Source organism: Tropicimonas omnivorans (assembly GCF_031846565.1).
Taxonomy (GTDB): domain Bacteria; phylum Pseudomonadota; class Alphaproteobacteria; order Rhodobacterales; family Rhodobacteraceae; genus Tropicimonas_B; species Tropicimonas_B omnivorans.
On the sequence record NZ_JAVRHL010000003.1, the window covers coordinates 560,772 to 575,756 of the forward strand.

A 14,985-nucleotide genomic window follows, 5' to 3' on the forward strand; every position below is an offset into this window, starting at 1 on the left:
TGAGAATCGGACCGTCCGGCATGTCGCCGGATCGGTGGTCATCCGAGGAGGACATCATGTCCAAGGGCAATAACAGGCGTGGAAACAAGGAAGTGAAGAAGCCGAAGCAGGAGAAGGCGAAGGTTCTCGCAACGGCCAATTCGGGCGCCGCGAAGCCGCTCTCGCTCGGCGAGAAGAAGGGCCGGTAATCAAATGGGGGGGTGGGCGCCAACGCGGCGCCCGCCCCCCCATTGTCTGCCTGCCTCGAAAGGCGCCGGCCGGGATCAGGCGGGCCAGACCGATTGCAGTTTCTCGCCCTTCAGGATGCGCTCGCGGGCCGATGCCTCGTTTTTGCCGTTGGCATCCGCCTCGTCGGCGATGGCGATCAGGTGATCGCGGGGCACGCAGACCACACCGTCGATATCGGCGAAGATTACGTCGCCGGGCTTCACCGTGACGCGGCCGATGGTGATCGGAACCTGGCTCTCGGCCGGCTCCTTTCGGCCGCTCACGCCGACCGGGCTCGGATGCGTACCGAAGAGGGGGTAGCCGAGGCGACGGACCTGCGCGAGATCGCGCACGGTTCCGTTCACGATCGTCGCGGCGGCGCCGGCGGTCTTCGCGCCGGTGGACATCAGCTCTCCGGAGCAGGCGCCGTCCGCGCAGGAGGCATCGAGAACGATCACTCCGCCCGCCGGCACGTTGTCGATCGCGTTGTGATAGACGTCCTGCGGCTCACCCTTCCGGTCCGACGGCTTGAAGGACACGGTCACGGCGGGGCCGACGACGACAGCGCCGTCGCCCAGCGTGCCCTGCAGCGAGATCCCTTCGAGGTAGCCGAAGTGGCCGAGAGCTTCCATGCTGTCGTGCACGTCGCCCGAATACCAGGCCCTGAGCCTCTCGATCGCATCCTGCTCGGCGGGGCTGTAGTCGGTCTCAAACATTCGATTTCTTCTCCCTTTCGGTCTGCGCGGCAATGCGCAGATACTCGGTGCTGCGTGCGATCTGCTCTCGCATCAGGTCTTTCGCGCCGGCACCGTCCCGGCGCGCGATGCGGTCGTAGATCTTCTCGTGTTCGTCGTAGGCCTCGGTCAGCGACTTCGTCGGAACGCGGCTCGACACCTCGATCATCTCGGTGATGAGGTTCGCGAAGTTCTCGTACATCAGCGCGAGGATGCTGTTGCCGGAGGCGTGTACGAGGGCGAGGTGAAAGCGGGCGTCGGCGATGACGAACGTATCGAACGCGCCGTCGTCGCGTGCCTTCTCCATTGCGCGGAGGGCTTGGGTCACATCGTCGGTCACCGGGGTCTCGGAGGCGACGAGAAGGTCGATGACCTCGGTCTCGATCATCCGCCGGGCCCCCATGAGCTGTTCCAGATACCCCGGATGCGCAGCCATCTGCTGCCGCACCGTGACGGCGAGGGAGCTGATGAACTCGCTGACGTCCTGCCGCACGACGGTGGTGTTTCCCCCGTGGCGGCGCTGAACGAGACCCTTGGTCTCGAGGGCCTGGATCGCTTCCCGGACGGAGCGTGTCGAGACGCCGAATTCCTCGGCGATGCGGCTTTCGGAGGAGAGCTTGTCTCCCACCTTCAGCTCGCCGCCGAGGATCCGCTCCTCGAGCGCCGTCATGACGCCGACATGCAGCCGCTCGCGTGATCCGGCCTGCGTCGCCCCGATGCTCATTGTGGTTCCTCGCATTTCCCTGTCGCCTCGCCCAAGGTCCGCCGTTGCCCAGAAGACAGGTTGACGGAGGCGTTCGCTGCAGCTTACGGTACTTGTGACATAAGTCATATGTCAAGTGCGGCGGCCGGAGGATGGACGCCGCGAACAGGATCAAAGGGAGGAACACGATGCTTCATGTAACAGGCGGATCTCTTCGCGGTGCCCTCGGCGCGGCTGGCCTCGTTCTCGTCGCCACCACCGGCGCTGCCATGGCGGACTGGCCGGAGCGGGCGGTCACCGTGATCGTGCCGTGGTCGGCCGGCGGCGGCACCGATGCCACCGCGCGCGCCGTGGCGGCCGAACTCGAGGAGAAGTTCGGCCAGCCCTTCAACGTGGTGAACCGCACCGGCGGCGGCGGACTCGTCGGCCATTCCGCCATCGCGAACGCCGCGCCCGACGGCTACACGCTGGGCGTCATCACCATCGAATCGACGATGTATGAGCCGCAGGGCCTCTCCGGCGTCACCACGGACGACTACACCTATATCGGCCGGTTCAACGCGGACCCGATCGCGGTGAACATCGCCGCGGACGCCGAGTATGACGACGCGGAAGGGCTGATCGAGGCCGTGAAGGCCGATCCGGGCGGCATCGCAGCCTCCGGCGCCAACCGCGGCGGTCTCTCTCACCTCGCGTGGATCGGCCTTCTGGACCGGCTGGATATCGACCCCGCCGAGGCCAACTGGGTCGCGTCCGACGGCTCCGCCCCGGCGCTCCAGCAGCTTGCCTCCGGCGCCATCGACGTCGTCTCGACCTCTCCGGCCGAAGCGCAGTCCCTCGTTGATGCAGGCGAAGCGCAGACCGTCGCGCTGATCTCCTCCGAGCGGAGCGACCTCTATCCCGACCTGCCCACGACCACCGAGATCTTCGACATCGACTGGTCCCCGCTGCCCTTCCGCGGAATGGCCGGGCCGGACGGTATCCCGGAGGAGGTCGTGACCGCCGTCGAAGGCGCCCTCGAGGAGATCACGCAGGATCAGGAGTTCCGGGACTTCATGGCCTCTCGCGGCTTTTCGGTTGCCTACCAGGATGCAGCCACCTTCGGCGAGACCGTGAAATCCTCCGGCGAGGGTCTTGCCTCGGCGATGGAATCGGCCGGTCTGACCCAGTAAGTCCGTGTTGGAGAGCAGGACATGAGGATTGCGGACCGCCTCTTCGGCCCGCTCCTGGCCGCGTTCGGCCTGGCCGTACTCTGGGGAGCTGCACAGCTTCCCAGAGTGCCGGGCGTGCGGTTCGGAGGGGAATTGATGCCCACCATATACGGCATCGCCCTCATCGTCTTCGGGGGCATCATCTTCCTGACCGGACTGCGCGAGGGTGGGCCGGCGCTCGACGCTGACGAATGGCGCGGACGGGGCAGGGCGGGGCTCGCCGCGGCATGGTCCCTCGCGGGTCTGCTTCTGGGAATGGTGCTTTTCCAACCGCTGGGCTTCCCGCTCTTCGGGATGCTCTTCGTGGCCGTGATGATGGGACTGATGGGCGCACGCCCCCTGACGATCCTCATCGTCGCGCCGGTGTTCGTCCTGACCCTTTACCTGACCTTCTCGGGCGTGCTGCGGGTGAGCCTGCCGGCCGGCCCGCTGGGAGCGATCCTGCCATGAGCTTCGACACACTTCTTCAGGCGGCGGTCCTCGTTCTGCAATTCGACGTGCTGCTCGCGATCCTGGGCGGCGCCGTCTACGGCCTCTTCATCGGTGCGCTGCCGGGGCTGACGGCGACCATGGCGACGGCGCTGCTGGTGCCGCTCACCTTCTACATGGCGCCGCTTCCGGCGATCGCACTCATCGTCTCGTCCACCGCCATGGCGATCACCGCGGGCGACATTCCGGGGGCGCTCCTGCGCATTCCGGGCACGCCGGCCTCGGCGGCCTATACCGAGGAAAGTTACGCGATGACCCGCGCGGGCCATGCCGGCCGGGCGCTTTCCATCGGCTTCTTCTTCTCGGCGCTCGGCGGTCTGATCGGCGCCTCGGTGCTCCTTCTGACCGGTCCGCTCCTGGCGCGGCTCGCGCTCAACTTCTCCAGCTTCGAGTTCTTCTGGCTGGCGCTTCTGGGGCTTCTGACCTGCGCGCTCGTCTCCGGCAGCAACCCCGTGAAAGGGGGCGTGTCGCTCGCGATCGGCCTTCTGATCGCGACGGTGGGGCTCGACGTCACCAGCGGTCAGCCCCGCTTCACCTTCGGATCGGTGGAACTGAGCGGCGGGGTCAGCTTCATACCGGTGATGATCGGGATGTTCGCCTTCTCGGAAATCCTGCGCGGCCTTTCGGGGATCGGCGCGGCGGATGCCTCGAAGGCGGCGACGCCCGCGAGCGACGGGGCCATGCGGCCCTATCGCGGCATCCTCGGTCTTCTGAAAACCTATCCGCTCAGTCTCGTGCGCGGCACCGCGCTCGGCTCTTCGCTCGGCGCGCTGCCGGGGGTGGGCGGGGATCTGGCGGCCTGGATCGCCTACGGCGTGTCCCGCCGCTTCTCCCGCACGCCGCAGAAGTTCGGCACGGGCCACCCCGAGGGGCTGATCGAAGCGACCTCGGCCAACAATTCGGGCCTTTCCAGCGCCTGGATCCCGGCCCTCGTCTTCGGCATTCCGGGGGACGCGGTGACGGCCATCGCGGTGGGCGTCCTCTACATGAAGGGCGTCGCGCCCGGCCCGCGGCTCTTCGCCGAGAACCCGGTCATGCCGACCTCGATCATCCTGTCCTTCTTCGTCGCGAACCTGCTGCTCTTTCCGCTCGGCTATGTCGCGATCAAGGCGGCGCGGATGGTGCTGAAGGTTCCGCGTTCGGTCATCGTGCCGATGATCCTGCTGTGCTGCTTTCTCGGCTCCTACGCGATCAACAACACGCTTTTCGGCGTGGGCGTCATGCTGGTCGCCGGCCTCGTGGGCTACGTGATGGAGCGCAACAACTTCCCGATCGCTCCGGTGATCCTCGGCCTCGTGCTCGGTCCGGTGCTCGAGCGCAACTTCATCATGTCGATGCAGATCTCGCGCGGGAACCTGATGGGGTTCTTCGAGCGCCCCGTCGCCTGCGGTCTCGGCATCTTCGTTCTGATCGTCCTCGGCCTGACCGTCTGGAGCGCCATCAAGGGGCGCCGCACGGTCATGGCCGGCGAACCGGACGACAGCCTCACCTCCTGACATTTCCCTTTCGAACAAGGAACATATACCATGAACATGACCGATTTCTTCTCCGTCACGGACAAGGTCGCCGTCGTCACCGGCGGTCTCGGACAGCTCGGCTCCCAGTTCACCAAGCAGCTCGCCGGCGCCGGCGCCAAGGTCGCGATCTTCGCCCGGCGGGAGCGCAGCGAGGCCGAGATCGAGGAGCAGTTCCCCGGCCTGTCCGGCCTGGTCCGCGTCTTCAAGGCGGACGTGCGCGACAAGGACAGCATCGAGGCGGCGACAGCCGAGCTCGAGAAGGTGTGGGGCGTGCCGCATATCCTGATCAACAATGCCGGGATCGACAGCAAGCCGGACGGGGATGCCGACCAGAACGCGCCGTTCGAGGTCTATCCCAAGAAGTACTGGGACGATGTCATCGAGACGAACCTGACGGGCTGCATGCTGATGTCCCAGGTCGTGGGCGCGAAGATGGCCGATGCGGGACGCGGCTCCATCATCATGGTGGGCTCGATGTACGGAATGGTGTCTCCCAACCAGTCGCTCTACGCCTACCGCGAGGAGCGGGACGGCAAACCCTTCGTCAAGGCGATTTCCTATGCCGCGTCCAAATCCGGCCTCTTGAACATGACCCGCTATCTTGCGACCTACTGGGCCAAGAAGGGGGTGCGGGTGAACCTCGTCACCTTCGGTGGCGTCAAGACCGGTTCGTTCGACAAGGAATTCATCGATGCCTTCCTCGAACGCGTTCCGATGGGCCGGCAGGCCGAGCTCGAAGAGTTCGGACCGATCGTCCAGTTCCTCGGGTCCGACGCCTCCAGCTACATGACGGGGGCGAACCTCGTCCTCGATGGTGGATTTACGGCATGGTGAGAAGATGAAGACCTATATCGGCGTTGATGTCGGCACGGGGAGCGCCCGTGCGGGCGTGTTCGACGAAGGAGGGCGGCTCCTCGGCACGAAGGCCCGGGCGATCGAGACCCATCGCCCCCGCGCCGGTTGGGCGCAGCAAAGCTCCGCCGAGATCTGGGCGGCGGTGACAGCCGCCGTCCGGGGCGCCCTCGAAGCCGCCGGCGCCGAGCCGGGCGACGTGCGCGGCATCGGCTTCGACGCGACCTGCTCGCTCGTCGTCGCCGACGCGTCGGGCGGTCCCGTCAGCGTCGATCCGGGCGGGGCGGCGGCAGAGGACGTCATGCTCTGGATGGACCATCGCGCCATGGGCGACGCGGAGGAGATCAACGCCATCGGCGGCGAGCCGCTGAAATATGTCGGCGGCCGCATCTCCCCGGAAATGGAGCTGCCGAAGCTGCGCTGGATGAAGCGGGAGCTGCCCGAGGCCTGGGCCAACGCCGCGCAGTTCTTCGATCTGCCGGACTGGCTCGTGCACCGCGCCACGGGCGGGCTGACCCGCTCGCTCAATTCCACCGTCTGCAAGTGGACCTATCTTGGTCACGAGGGCACCGAGGGGCAGGGCTGGGATGACGGCTTTCTCGCCGCCATCGGCCTCGAGGACCTCGCCCGCGACAACCATGCGGCGATCGGCGCTCACCTCGCCGCGCCCGGCGAGACCTGTGGCACGCTGACCCCGGCCGCGGCGGAGGAGCTCGGCCTCCCGGAGGGTGTCGCCGTCTCCGCCAGCATGATCGACGCCTATGCCGGGGCCCTCGGCACCCTTGGCGTCGCGCTCGACGAGGACGTCTCCACGCGCCTCGCGGTCATCGCCGGAACCTCGACCTGCCATATCTCGATCAATCCCGAGGCGATCTTCGTGCCCGGCGTCTGGGGCCCGTATTTCGGCGCGCTGAAGCCCGGATTCTGGGCCCTCGAGGGCGGCCAGTCCGCCGCTGGCGCGCTTCTCGATGCGGTCATCGCGCGGCATTCGGCCTCAGCCGAGCTCAAGGCGCGGGCAGAAGCCGAGGGCAAGCGCATCACCGATCTCATCGAGGCGCATCTCGCCGGTATGGGGGAGGAGACCGCGACCCTCGCCGCCTCGCGTCATGTCCAGCCCGATTTCCACGGCAACCGCTCGCCTCTGGCGGATCCGTGGCGCATGGGCGCGATTGCCGGGATCACGCTCGACACCGGCATGGACGACCTCGCGCTCGACTATCTCGCCGCGATGCAGGGACTGGCCTATGGCACGCGTCATATCGTCGAGGAGATGCGCGCCGCGGGCGCCACGGTCGACACGCTCGTCCTGTCGGGCGGCCTTGCCCAGAACACGCTCTTCCAGCGCGAGAACGCGGATGCCACCGGCTGCCGCGTCGTCGTTCCGGCGCAGTCCGAACCGGTGCTTCTGGGATGCGCGATGCTGGCGGCTACCGCAGCGGGAGACCTTGCGGATCTCGACGCGGCGATGGAGACGATGTCCGGCCCCGGCGAAGCGGTGATGCCGCGCGGCGGAGACATCAAGGACTATCACGACAGGAAATACAGGGTGTTCCGGCGGATGCAGGATGACTACGCCGCCTACGTCGCCCTGATGAAGGAGACATCATGACCCGCATCTCGCTCGTCGTCAGCGGCGATCTGCGCGAAAGCGCCAACGTCGAATGCTGGCCGGCCCAGAAGGCCATGGAGGACCGTCTGACGGAGGTTCTCGCAGGGATGGGCCACGAGCTCGTCCGCGCCCATCCCGTCAAGCCCGAGGGTCACGGCTTCATCGCGACCCAGCGCGAGGGGATGGACGCGTTCAAGACCATCGATCCCGAGGCGCCGCTCATCGTTGCCGAGGCGGTCTGGCAGTATTCCCACCACGTCCTCGCCGGTCTTCTGGTCCACAAGGGCCCGATCCTGACCATCGCCAACTGGGAAGGCCAGTGGCCGGGCCTCGTGGGCCTTCTGAACCTCAACGGCTCGCTGACCAAGGCCGGCGTCACGTACTCCTCCCTCTGGAGCGTCGATTTCAGCGACGCGTTCTTCCAGAAGGGCCTCGCAGAGTGGCTCGAGACCGGCACCGTCACCCACGACGCCTCCCATGTCACCGCGTTCGACCGGGCGGGCGTTCCGGGCGAGGATGCCGATCTCGCGGCCTCCATCGCGGCGGACATCCGGCAGGAGAAGGTCATCCTCGGCGTCTTCGACGAGGGCTGCATGGGGATGTACAACGCGATCATTCCCGACGAGCTCCTGATGCCCATGGGCGTCTTCAAGGAGCGCCTGTCGCAATCCGCTCTCTACCACGCGACGACGCAGGTCCCGAAGGACGAGGGCCGCGCCGCCTACGAGTGGATGCTGGAGCGGGGCATGACGTTCCATCTCGGCACCGATCCCGCGACGGAGCTGACCGAGGATCAGGTGATCGACCAGTGCCGGATGTACATCGCGGCGCTCCGTATGGCGGACAGCTTCGGCTGCGAGGCTCTGGGTATCCAGTACCAGCAGGGCCTGAAGGATCTCCTGCCGGCATCGGATCTCGTCGAGGGCATGCTGAACAACGACGACCGCCCCGACGTGACCCGCGCCGACGGCAGCGTGATCCGGCAGGGCGAGGCGGTCGTGCATTTCAACGAGGTGGACGAATGTGCCGCGCTCGACGGCGTGCTGACCAATCGTCTCTTCCGCGCGCTCGGCCAGCCCGTGGAGAACACGCTCCACGACCTGCGCTGGGGCGAGGACTTCGAGGTGGACGGCAAGAGCGAGTTCGTCTGGGTGTTCGAGATCTCGGGCGCCGTTCCGCCGGCGCATAACGACGGCGGCTGGACCGGCTCCGAGAGCCATCGTCAGCCGGCGATGTTCTTCCCGGCGGGCGGCGGCTCCCTCAAGGGCTTCTCGAAGCCCGGAGAGATCGTCTGGTCCCGGATCTACATGGAAGAGGGCCGGCTCAAGATGGATATCGGCCGCGGCCGGTCCGTCAGGCTGCCGGAGGCCGAGGAGAAGCGCCGTTCGGAAGCGACCAACCCGCAATGGCCGATCATGAGCGCGATCCTCTCGGGCGTCACCCGCGACCAGATGATGGCGCGCCACAAGGCGAACCACATCCAGGTCGCCTATGCGAACTCCGCCGAAGAGGCCGACCGCGCCATGCGCGCCAAGGCGGCGCTCGCCTCCGAACTGGGGCTCGAGGTCGTGCTCTGCGGCGTGAGCTGATCCGGCACAGCCGCAGCGAGACAGGCGAGGGGGCACCGCAGGCGGCGCCCCCTCGCATCGGGGCCTGATCGTCCCCGCCTTGGTCCAGAGACCGGGGAAACCACGATCATCGGAATGCCGGACGGTAGGGCCGCTCCGCTGGCCAATCTCATGTCACCACCGGATGGCATGGATTTCGATCTTTCCCGATCGATCGCCCGCTGAGGCCGCGACCACCGCGCCGGGCCGGGTATCCTGTCGCAAATCCAGAAACCCCATGACGCGCTTCGCAGCCGTGATTTTGGACTTGGCCCGAGCCCTTGGGCGCGCTCCGGCCTCTGGACGCACGGCACGTCCTGAACCGATGCGCCGAAGCGTCTGCGCCCGTCCGGGGCGGACGCGATGGTCAGGCGCGGCGGTCAGGGGCTCCGATGGCGGCGTCGCGGTAGCTCCGTCTGGCATCGCCGGATTTCCTGGTGCGCCAACCCTCTTTTGGGGGACGAATTCCCGCTCCGGATCAACGACTTGAGGAAGATTTTCAAATTGTCGTCGGGGAAGGCTGGAAACGCGCTTGACGGGGGCGGGCGGTATCCATAGAACGCCCCTCACGCCGCGCCGGACAGTCCAACGGACCGAAGGCGCAGCGGGCAGCGAGCGGTTGTAGCTCAGTTGGTTAGAGTACCGGCCTGTCACGCCGGGGGTCGCGGGTTCGAGCCCCGTCAACCGCGCCACCGCTGCCTCGCCTTCGGGCGATTGAACTTCCAGACATTACTGGTTCGGCCCGGCGGGCGATGCATCAGCATCGCGCCGCCGGTCGGCGTTTCGGCGTCTTCGGCGCGGGGGGCTCCGACGTCCCGTGACGGGAGGCGGTGCCTGCTGCCGGGATCGGTGGCCGGCATGCGGTTCTCCGGTGGCCGGGCGTTCGTCCAATGGCGGCGTGGGAGATGCTCCGGAGCGGCCGGGCCCGGCGCGTCACGGCGGGCGATCCCGAGGGTCGGCGGTGCGCGCCCGATCCAACGTGAAGGAGAGGGCGGCCGGCGCCTGACCCGAGGCGTCCGCAGCCCCCGAAGGGGTGCGGACACCTGTCAGGCATTACTTGCTGAGCGCGGCGAGGATGCGGGCCCAGCTGCGGGTGCCGCGGTGGAACGCGGCGACGTCGTACTTCTCGTTCGGGGAGTGGATACGGTCGTCTTCGCTGGCGAAGCCGATCAGCATGGATTCCATACCGAGAACCTGCCTGAAGTACCCCGCAACCGGAATCGAGCCGCCCATGGCGGTAAAGACGGCATCACGCTCCCATTCCTCCGTCAGCGCCTCCCGCGCGCCGGTGAACTCGGGGCGGGTGGTGTCGAAGACGGCTGCCGGGGCGCCATCGAGCTCGCCCTTCCACTCGACGCTGGCATCCTGCGGCAGGCGCGCCTCGACATGGGCGCGCACGGCACGGCGGAGCGCCGCGGGGTCCTGCTGGCCGACGAGGCGACAGGTCAGCTTGCAATGCGCCTCGGCCGGAATCACGGTCTTGGAGCCGACGCCGGTATAGCCGCCCCACATCCCGTTGATCTCCAGCGTCGGGCGGGCCCATTGCTGGACGAGCGCGGAGTAGCCGGCCTCGCCATGGGCGACACTCATGCCGGCGTGACCGAGATAGGCGGACTCGTCGATGCCGATGTCCTCCCACTGGGCCAGCAACTCCGCCGGAACCTCCTCGACGCCCTCGTAGAATCCCTCGACGGCGACGCGGCCGGTCTCGTCGTGGAAGCTGGCGACGATCTTCGAGATTTCGCGCAAGGGGTTGAGGGCGGGACCGCCGTAATGGCCCGAATGGAGGTCGAGCTTCGGGCCGTGGAGGGTGAACTCGTCCTTCAGCATCCCGCGCAGCTGCGTCGCGATGGACGGCACCCCCGGGGCGGCCATTCCGGTATCGCAGATGAGCGCGACGTCGGCCTGAAGCTCCTCGCGGTTCGCCTCGAGGAAGGGGATGAGGGAGGGGGAGCCCGATTCCTCCTCTCCCTCGAAGAAGAAGGTCAGCCGGCAGGGCAGGGCGCCATGCACCGCGACCCAGGCGCGGCAGGCCTCGACGAAGGTCATCAGCTGGCCCTTGTCATCCGAGGCGCCGCGGCCGCGGATCACGGGGCCGTTCTCGGTCTCCTCGATCGCCGGATCGAAAGGATCGCGGTCCCAGAGGTTCAGCGGGTCGACCGGCTGTACGTCGTAATGACCGTAGAAGAGGAGATGCGCCCCGCCATCCGGTCCGCCATGGCCCACCACCATGGGATGGCCCGGCGTGTCGCGCAGGCCAGCCTCGTCGAGTCCGAGGCCCTCGATGTCTTTGGCCAGCCACTCGGCGGCGCGGCGGGTATCGCCTTTATACTCGGGGTCGGTGGAGATCGACTGGATGCGGAGGAACTCCATCAGCCGCTCCTGCGCGGCCGGCATCTCGTCGTCGATCCTGTCGAGGACGGGCTTCAATCTGTCATCGGTCATGTCGGGGTCCTTCGATTGTTCGCGCGGGAGCCTACAGGGAGGGCGCCTGCTGTCCAGCGCCCGCCCCGCGTCAGGCGGGCCCTTTCCCCCCGGGGTGGCCGAACGGGGCGGGGACGGGTAATGTCGCGCCCGACACATGATCCGAGACGAAAGAGAGCCACCATGCGATCAGCGATCCTTGCAAGCCTGTCCCTCCTGATGGCCGGCGGCGCGTTCGCCCAGGCGAACGAGGAGGCGGCGCGTGGACAGTTGTTCCGGGGCGACGCGCAGGCCGTCTCGGTCGCGGAAGTCGATTTCCTCGGTGCAGCCGAAATCGCCGCGCTGAAGCAGTACGCGGCGCAGTTCGACTACTATGCCGCTCTCGCGGTCTCCCCCGGCGATCCGGCAGAGACCGGCTCCGCCGTGGCGCTTGCGAACTTCCACAGCCCGGCCGCGGCGCAGCGCGCGGCGCTCGGCGCCTGCAACGCCCGGCGCACGACGGGGGAGCCCTGCGTCATCGTGTCGGTCACCACGCCGAAGGGCTACCGGGCACGGGATCTGACCCTGTCCGCCGAGGCGACGGCGGCCTTCGAGGAGGAGTACCGCGGCGCCTCCTCTCCCAAGGCAATGGCCATCTCGGAGGCCACGGGACACTTCGGCATAGGGGCCGGGGCGGAGCGCGCGCTGTCCGTCTGCAATGACGCCGCCGCTGCGGAAGGGCCGCGGGATTGCCGGGTCGTCATCGCGGACTGAGGGCCGCACTTCACGAATTGTTCAGAAGTTCGGAGCAGGTTGGCTGGCGTGAGCGTCAATTTGTTCCATATCAAGGCGCGGCATGATCCGTATGTAGGATACACGCGCCAGAGCAGGCCCGGCCTGCCAGCAAGGATACGACAAGGAAGTTTCCCGTGACGGACCAAGCTCGCTACGACACCGCGATCGACGCGGCCCTCGATCGTCTCCATGAGGAGGGCCGGTATCGCGTCTTCCACGACATCGAGCGCCGCCGGGGGAACTTCCCGCACGCAACGTGGCGCCGTCCCGACGGATCCGAGCGCCCGATCACGGTGTGGTGCGGCAACGACTATCTCGGCATGGGGCAGCATCCGGTGGTCCTCGATGCGATGCACGACGCTGTTGATGCCGCGGGCGCAGGCTCCGGCGGCACGCGGAACATCTCGGGGACGACGGTCTATCACAAGGAGCTCGAGGCGGAGATTGCCGACCTTCACCACAAGGAGGCAGCCCTCGTCTTCACGTCGGCCTACATCGCCAACGACGCGACGCTATCGACCCTGCCGAAGTTGCTGCCCGGCCTCGTCATCCTGTCGGACGAGCTGAACCATGCCAGCATGATCGAGGGGATCCGCCGCAACGGCGGGGCGAAGCGGATCTTCCGGCACAATGACGTGGCGCATCTGCGCCAGCTTCTGGAGGAGCTGCCGAGGGAGACGCCGAAGCTCATCGCCTTCGAATCGGTCTATTCGATGGATGGCGATTTCGGCCCCATCGACGCGATCTGCGACCTGGCCGAGGAATTCGGCGCCCTCACCTATATCGACGAGGTCCACGCCGTCGGGATGTACGGCCCCCGCGGCGGCGGCGTGACGGAACGGGATCGCAATGTTCACCGGATCGACATCGTCAACGGCACGCTGGCCAAGGCCTACGGCGTGATGGGCGGCTATATCGCCACCTCCGCCAAGCTCTGCGACGCCATTCGCTCCTATGCGCCCGGCTTCATCTTCACCACGTCGCTCCCGCCCTCCGTCGCCGCCGCCGCCGCGGCGTCGGTCCGGCATCTGAAGACGGACCAGTCGCTCCGCGATCAGCATCAGACCGTCGCGCGGATCCTCAAGATGCGTCTGAAGGGTCTTGGAATGCCGATCATCGATCACGGCTCCCACATCGTGCCCGTGATCGTCGGAAACCCGATCCACACCAAGAAGATTTCGGACCGTCTGCTCGAGGATCACGGCATCTACGTGCAGCCGATCAACTTCCCCACCGTGCCCCGCGGGACCGAGCGGCTCCGCTTCACGCCGTCTCCCGTTCACGATCCGCGTATGATCGATGCACTCGTGCGCGCCATGGACGGTCTCTGGTCCCATTGTGCGCTGAATCGCGCCGAATTGTCGGCCTGAATCTCATTCCGCATCGCGCGGGTTCGGAACAGATGTTAGCGTCGGGTTAAAGGGCCGGTGAGTCGTTCGCTCGTCAGGCCCGTGGGACAGGACGTGGCACGAACGGGATCGGGCAGATGATCGGGCGCAGGACTTCGCCCAAGGTGGACACGCAGGACGTGCTGCCTGTGGGATTTGACGATTTTGACCTGAAGCTCGGCGATGTCATGCGCGGAGAACGGGCGACGTTGGGAAAGTCGCTGCTCGACGTGCAGCGCGAGCTCAAGATCAAGGCGACCTATATCGCCGCGATAGAGAACGCCGACACCGATGCGTTCGAGACGCAGGGCTTCATCGCCGGCTACGTCCGCTCCTACTCGCGCTACCTCGGTCTCGATCCCGAATGGGCCTTCGCGACCTTCTGCCGGGAAGCCGGCTTCCAGACCACCAGCGCCCTCGACAAGCCCGGCACGCCGGGCACGCCGCGCAGCGCGCCGAAAATTGCACCGGCGGACATGGCGGGCCGCGATCCCCTGGCATCGCCCCGCGTGTCCTTCGCGCCGAGTGGTTCCTCCGCCTTCACGGGCGTGGAGCCCCGGGCGATCGGCTCCACGCTCGTCCTCTTCGCGCTGATCGGCGCCATCGGCTTTGGCGGCTGGTCGGTGCTGAAGGAAGTCCAACGGGTGCAGATGACGCCGGTCGACAGCTCCCCCGACGTCGTCGCCGAGGTCGATCCGGTGGCGCAGGCGCAGCGCAGCATGGTTCAGAGCGAGGACGACGCGCCCCAGTTCGCCGGCGTCGCCGCGTCCACGCCCGACGCGCTCAACCGGCTCTATCGCCCCGAGGCGTTGGACGTGCCGGTCATGGTTGCCCGTGACGGTCCCATCGCGGCGCTCGATCCCGGCGAATTCCAGCCCGTCTCCCAGAATACCGAGGTCGCGGCGCAGATGGGCCCGAACCCTGCGGCCGGCGCGGAGCCCCGGAGCGTCGACCGGCTTGCCAATGTCGGCCCCGCTCTCAGCACGGCGGACGCGATCGCGGCCGCCGTCGGCGAAGCGGTGGGGCAGGGCATCGACGGCGCGGCCACGCCGCGCGTGACCGCCGAAGGGCTGCCCGAGGTGGTCCTTCTGGCCGTGCGTCCTGCCTGGGTGCGTGTGCGGGCGGCGGACGGCTCGGTGCTCTACGAAAGGACGATGGCGGCCGGCGATTCGTGGGTGGTTCCGCAAACAGAGGAAGCCCCGACGCTCCGCGCGGGCGCTGCCGGGGCGGTCTTCTTCGCGGTGAACGGTCAGACCTACGGCCCGGCGGGCGCAAACGGCGCGGTGGTGGACAAGATCGCGCTGGCTTCGCCGCAGCTCACCACCGAATTCGCCGCCGTCGATCCCGCCCAGGGCGGCGACGCCGTGGAGGCGGTGCGCGTGGCCGAGGCGGCCCTCGCGCCCGAGCTTCCGGGGCAGAGCGGCACCGCGGTCGACTGATCCCGCGCCCAATCCGGGGCTCCGCCGTTGC

Annotated in this window: 13 protein-coding genes and 1 tRNA gene; 11 read left to right on the plus strand and 3 right to left on the minus strand. The window is 67.6% G+C overall.

What is annotated here, in order from left to right:
- The first annotated feature begins 56 nt into the window (after positions 1-56).
- Complete coding sequence (locus RM543_RS13255; protein ID WP_311692404.1) at positions 57-188, plus strand: hypothetical protein; 132 nt, start codon at positions 57-59, stop codon at positions 186-188.
- A 75-nt stretch (positions 189-263) separates the two neighbouring features.
- Here the strand turns inward: RM543_RS13255 and RM543_RS13260 are convergent, their stop codons facing one another.
- Both RM543_RS13260 and RM543_RS13265 read right to left on the minus strand, forming a co-directional pair.
- On the minus strand, positions 264-923 hold the full coding sequence (locus tag RM543_RS13260) for an RraA family protein (RefSeq protein WP_311692406.1): 660 nt from the start codon (positions 921-923) through the stop codon (positions 264-266).
- Positions 916-1,665 (minus strand): FadR/GntR family transcriptional regulator, encoded by a 750-nt coding sequence (locus tag RM543_RS13265; RefSeq protein ID WP_311692408.1) that lies wholly within the window; start codon positions 1,663-1,665, stop codon positions 916-918. Before RM543_RS13265 ends, RM543_RS13260 begins: the two co-directional genes overlap by 8 nt.
- A 167-nt stretch (positions 1,666-1,832) precedes the next feature.
- Between RM543_RS13265 and RM543_RS13270 the strand changes: the two genes are divergently transcribed.
- The 7 genes from RM543_RS13270 to RM543_RS13300 all read left to right on the plus strand — a co-directional run bounded on the left by RM543_RS13270 (position 1,833) and on the right by RM543_RS13300 (position 9,621).
- Entirely contained in the window at positions 1,833-2,816 is a 984-nt protein-coding gene (locus RM543_RS13270; RefSeq protein ID WP_311692410.1) for a tripartite tricarboxylate transporter substrate binding protein, read from the plus strand.
- A 21-nt stretch (positions 2,817-2,837) separates the two neighbouring features.
- Positions 2,838-3,305, plus strand: a complete 468-nt coding sequence (locus tag RM543_RS13275) for a tripartite tricarboxylate transporter TctB family protein (RefSeq protein ID WP_311692412.1) — start codon at positions 2,838-2,840, stop codon at positions 3,303-3,305.
- Positions 3,302-4,840 carry a tripartite tricarboxylate transporter permease gene (locus RM543_RS13280; protein WP_311692414.1) on the plus strand — a complete coding sequence of 513 codons (1,539 nt, stop codon included), beginning with the start codon at positions 3,302-3,304 and terminating at the stop codon, positions 4,838-4,840. Before RM543_RS13275 ends, RM543_RS13280 begins: the two co-directional genes overlap by 4 nt.
- A gap of 30 nt (positions 4,841-4,870) precedes the next feature.
- Positions 4,871-5,695, plus strand: coding sequence for an SDR family oxidoreductase (locus RM543_RS13285; RefSeq protein WP_311692416.1), 825 nt, complete (start codon positions 4,871-4,873; stop codon positions 5,693-5,695).
- Positions 5,696-5,699: 4 nt separating this feature from the next.
- Positions 5,700-7,322, plus strand: coding sequence for an FGGY-family carbohydrate kinase (locus RM543_RS13290; protein ID WP_311692418.1), 1,623 nt, complete (start codon positions 5,700-5,702; stop codon positions 7,320-7,322).
- Positions 7,319-8,911 (plus strand): fucose isomerase, encoded by a 1,593-nt coding sequence (locus tag RM543_RS13295; protein WP_311692420.1) that lies wholly within the window; start codon positions 7,319-7,321, stop codon positions 8,909-8,911. The genes RM543_RS13290 and RM543_RS13295 overlap by 4 nt, the downstream gene beginning before the upstream one ends.
- Before the next feature lie 633 nt (positions 8,912-9,544).
- Positions 9,545-9,621: transfer RNA gene (locus RM543_RS13300), tRNA-Asp, on the plus strand.
- 361 nt (positions 9,622-9,982) lie between these two features.
- Here RM543_RS13300 and RM543_RS13305 read toward each other — a convergent pair.
- Positions 9,983-11,374: a dipeptidase gene (locus tag RM543_RS13305; protein ID WP_311692422.1), complete on the minus strand. Its 1,392-nt coding sequence runs from the start codon at positions 11,372-11,374 to the stop codon at positions 9,983-9,985.
- A gap of 162 nt (positions 11,375-11,536) precedes the next feature.
- Between RM543_RS13305 and RM543_RS13310 the strand changes: the two genes are divergently transcribed.
- The 3 genes from RM543_RS13310 to RM543_RS13320 all read left to right on the plus strand — a co-directional run bounded on the left by RM543_RS13310 (position 11,537) and on the right by RM543_RS13320 (position 14,954).
- Positions 11,537-12,106 carry a 5-aminolevulic acid synthase gene (locus RM543_RS13310; RefSeq protein WP_311692423.1) on the plus strand — a complete coding sequence of 190 codons (570 nt, stop codon included), beginning with the start codon at positions 11,537-11,539 and terminating at the stop codon, positions 12,104-12,106.
- Positions 12,107-12,261: 155 nt separating this feature from the next.
- On the plus strand, positions 12,262-13,497 hold the full coding sequence (gene hemA, locus RM543_RS13315; RefSeq protein ID WP_311692425.1) for a 5-aminolevulinate synthase: 1,236 nt from the start codon (positions 12,262-12,264) through the stop codon (positions 13,495-13,497).
- 116 nt (positions 13,498-13,613) lie between these two features.
- Positions 13,614-14,954, plus strand: a complete 1,341-nt coding sequence (locus RM543_RS13320; RefSeq protein WP_311692427.1) for a helix-turn-helix domain-containing protein — start codon at positions 13,614-13,616, stop codon at positions 14,952-14,954.
- The last annotated feature ends 31 nt before the right edge of the window (positions 14,955-14,985 follow it).

What these genes read in the sequence shown, in the direction of transcription:
- RM543_RS13260 (WP_311692406.1), bottom strand. Translation starts at nt 923, where the DNA reads ATGTTTGAGACCGACTACAGCCCCGCCGAGCAGGATGCGATCGAGAGG.
- RM543_RS13310 (WP_311692423.1), top strand. Translation starts at nt 11,537, where the DNA reads ATGCGATCAGCGATCCTTGCAAGCCTGTCCCTCCTGATGGCCGGCGGC.
- RM543_RS13280 (WP_311692414.1), top strand. Translation starts at nt 3,302, where the DNA reads ATGAGCTTCGACACACTTCTTCAGGCGGCGGTCCTCGTTCTGCAATTC.
- RM543_RS13270 (WP_311692410.1), top strand. Translation starts at nt 1,833, where the DNA reads ATGCTTCATGTAACAGGCGGATCTCTTCGCGGTGCCCTCGGCGCGGCT.
- RM543_RS13295 (WP_311692420.1), top strand. Translation starts at nt 7,319, where the DNA reads ATGACCCGCATCTCGCTCGTCGTCAGCGGCGATCTGCGCGAAAGCGCC.
- RM543_RS13255 (WP_311692404.1), top strand. Translation starts at nt 57, where the DNA reads ATGTCCAAGGGCAATAACAGGCGTGGAAACAAGGAAGTGAAGAAGCCG.
- RM543_RS13320 (WP_311692427.1), top strand. Translation starts at nt 13,614, where the DNA reads ATGATCGGGCGCAGGACTTCGCCCAAGGTGGACACGCAGGACGTGCTG.
- RM543_RS13265 (WP_311692408.1), bottom strand. Translation starts at nt 1,665, where the DNA reads ATGAGCATCGGGGCGACGCAGGCCGGATCACGCGAGCGGCTGCATGTC.
- RM543_RS13290 (WP_311692418.1), top strand. Translation starts at nt 5,700, where the DNA reads ATGAAGACCTATATCGGCGTTGATGTCGGCACGGGGAGCGCCCGTGCG.
- RM543_RS13285 (WP_311692416.1), top strand. Translation starts at nt 4,871, where the DNA reads ATGAACATGACCGATTTCTTCTCCGTCACGGACAAGGTCGCCGTCGTC.
- RM543_RS13305 (WP_311692422.1), bottom strand. Translation starts at nt 11,374, where the DNA reads ATGACCGATGACAGATTGAAGCCCGTCCTCGACAGGATCGACGACGAG.
- RM543_RS13275 (WP_311692412.1), top strand. Translation starts at nt 2,838, where the DNA reads ATGAGGATTGCGGACCGCCTCTTCGGCCCGCTCCTGGCCGCGTTCGGC.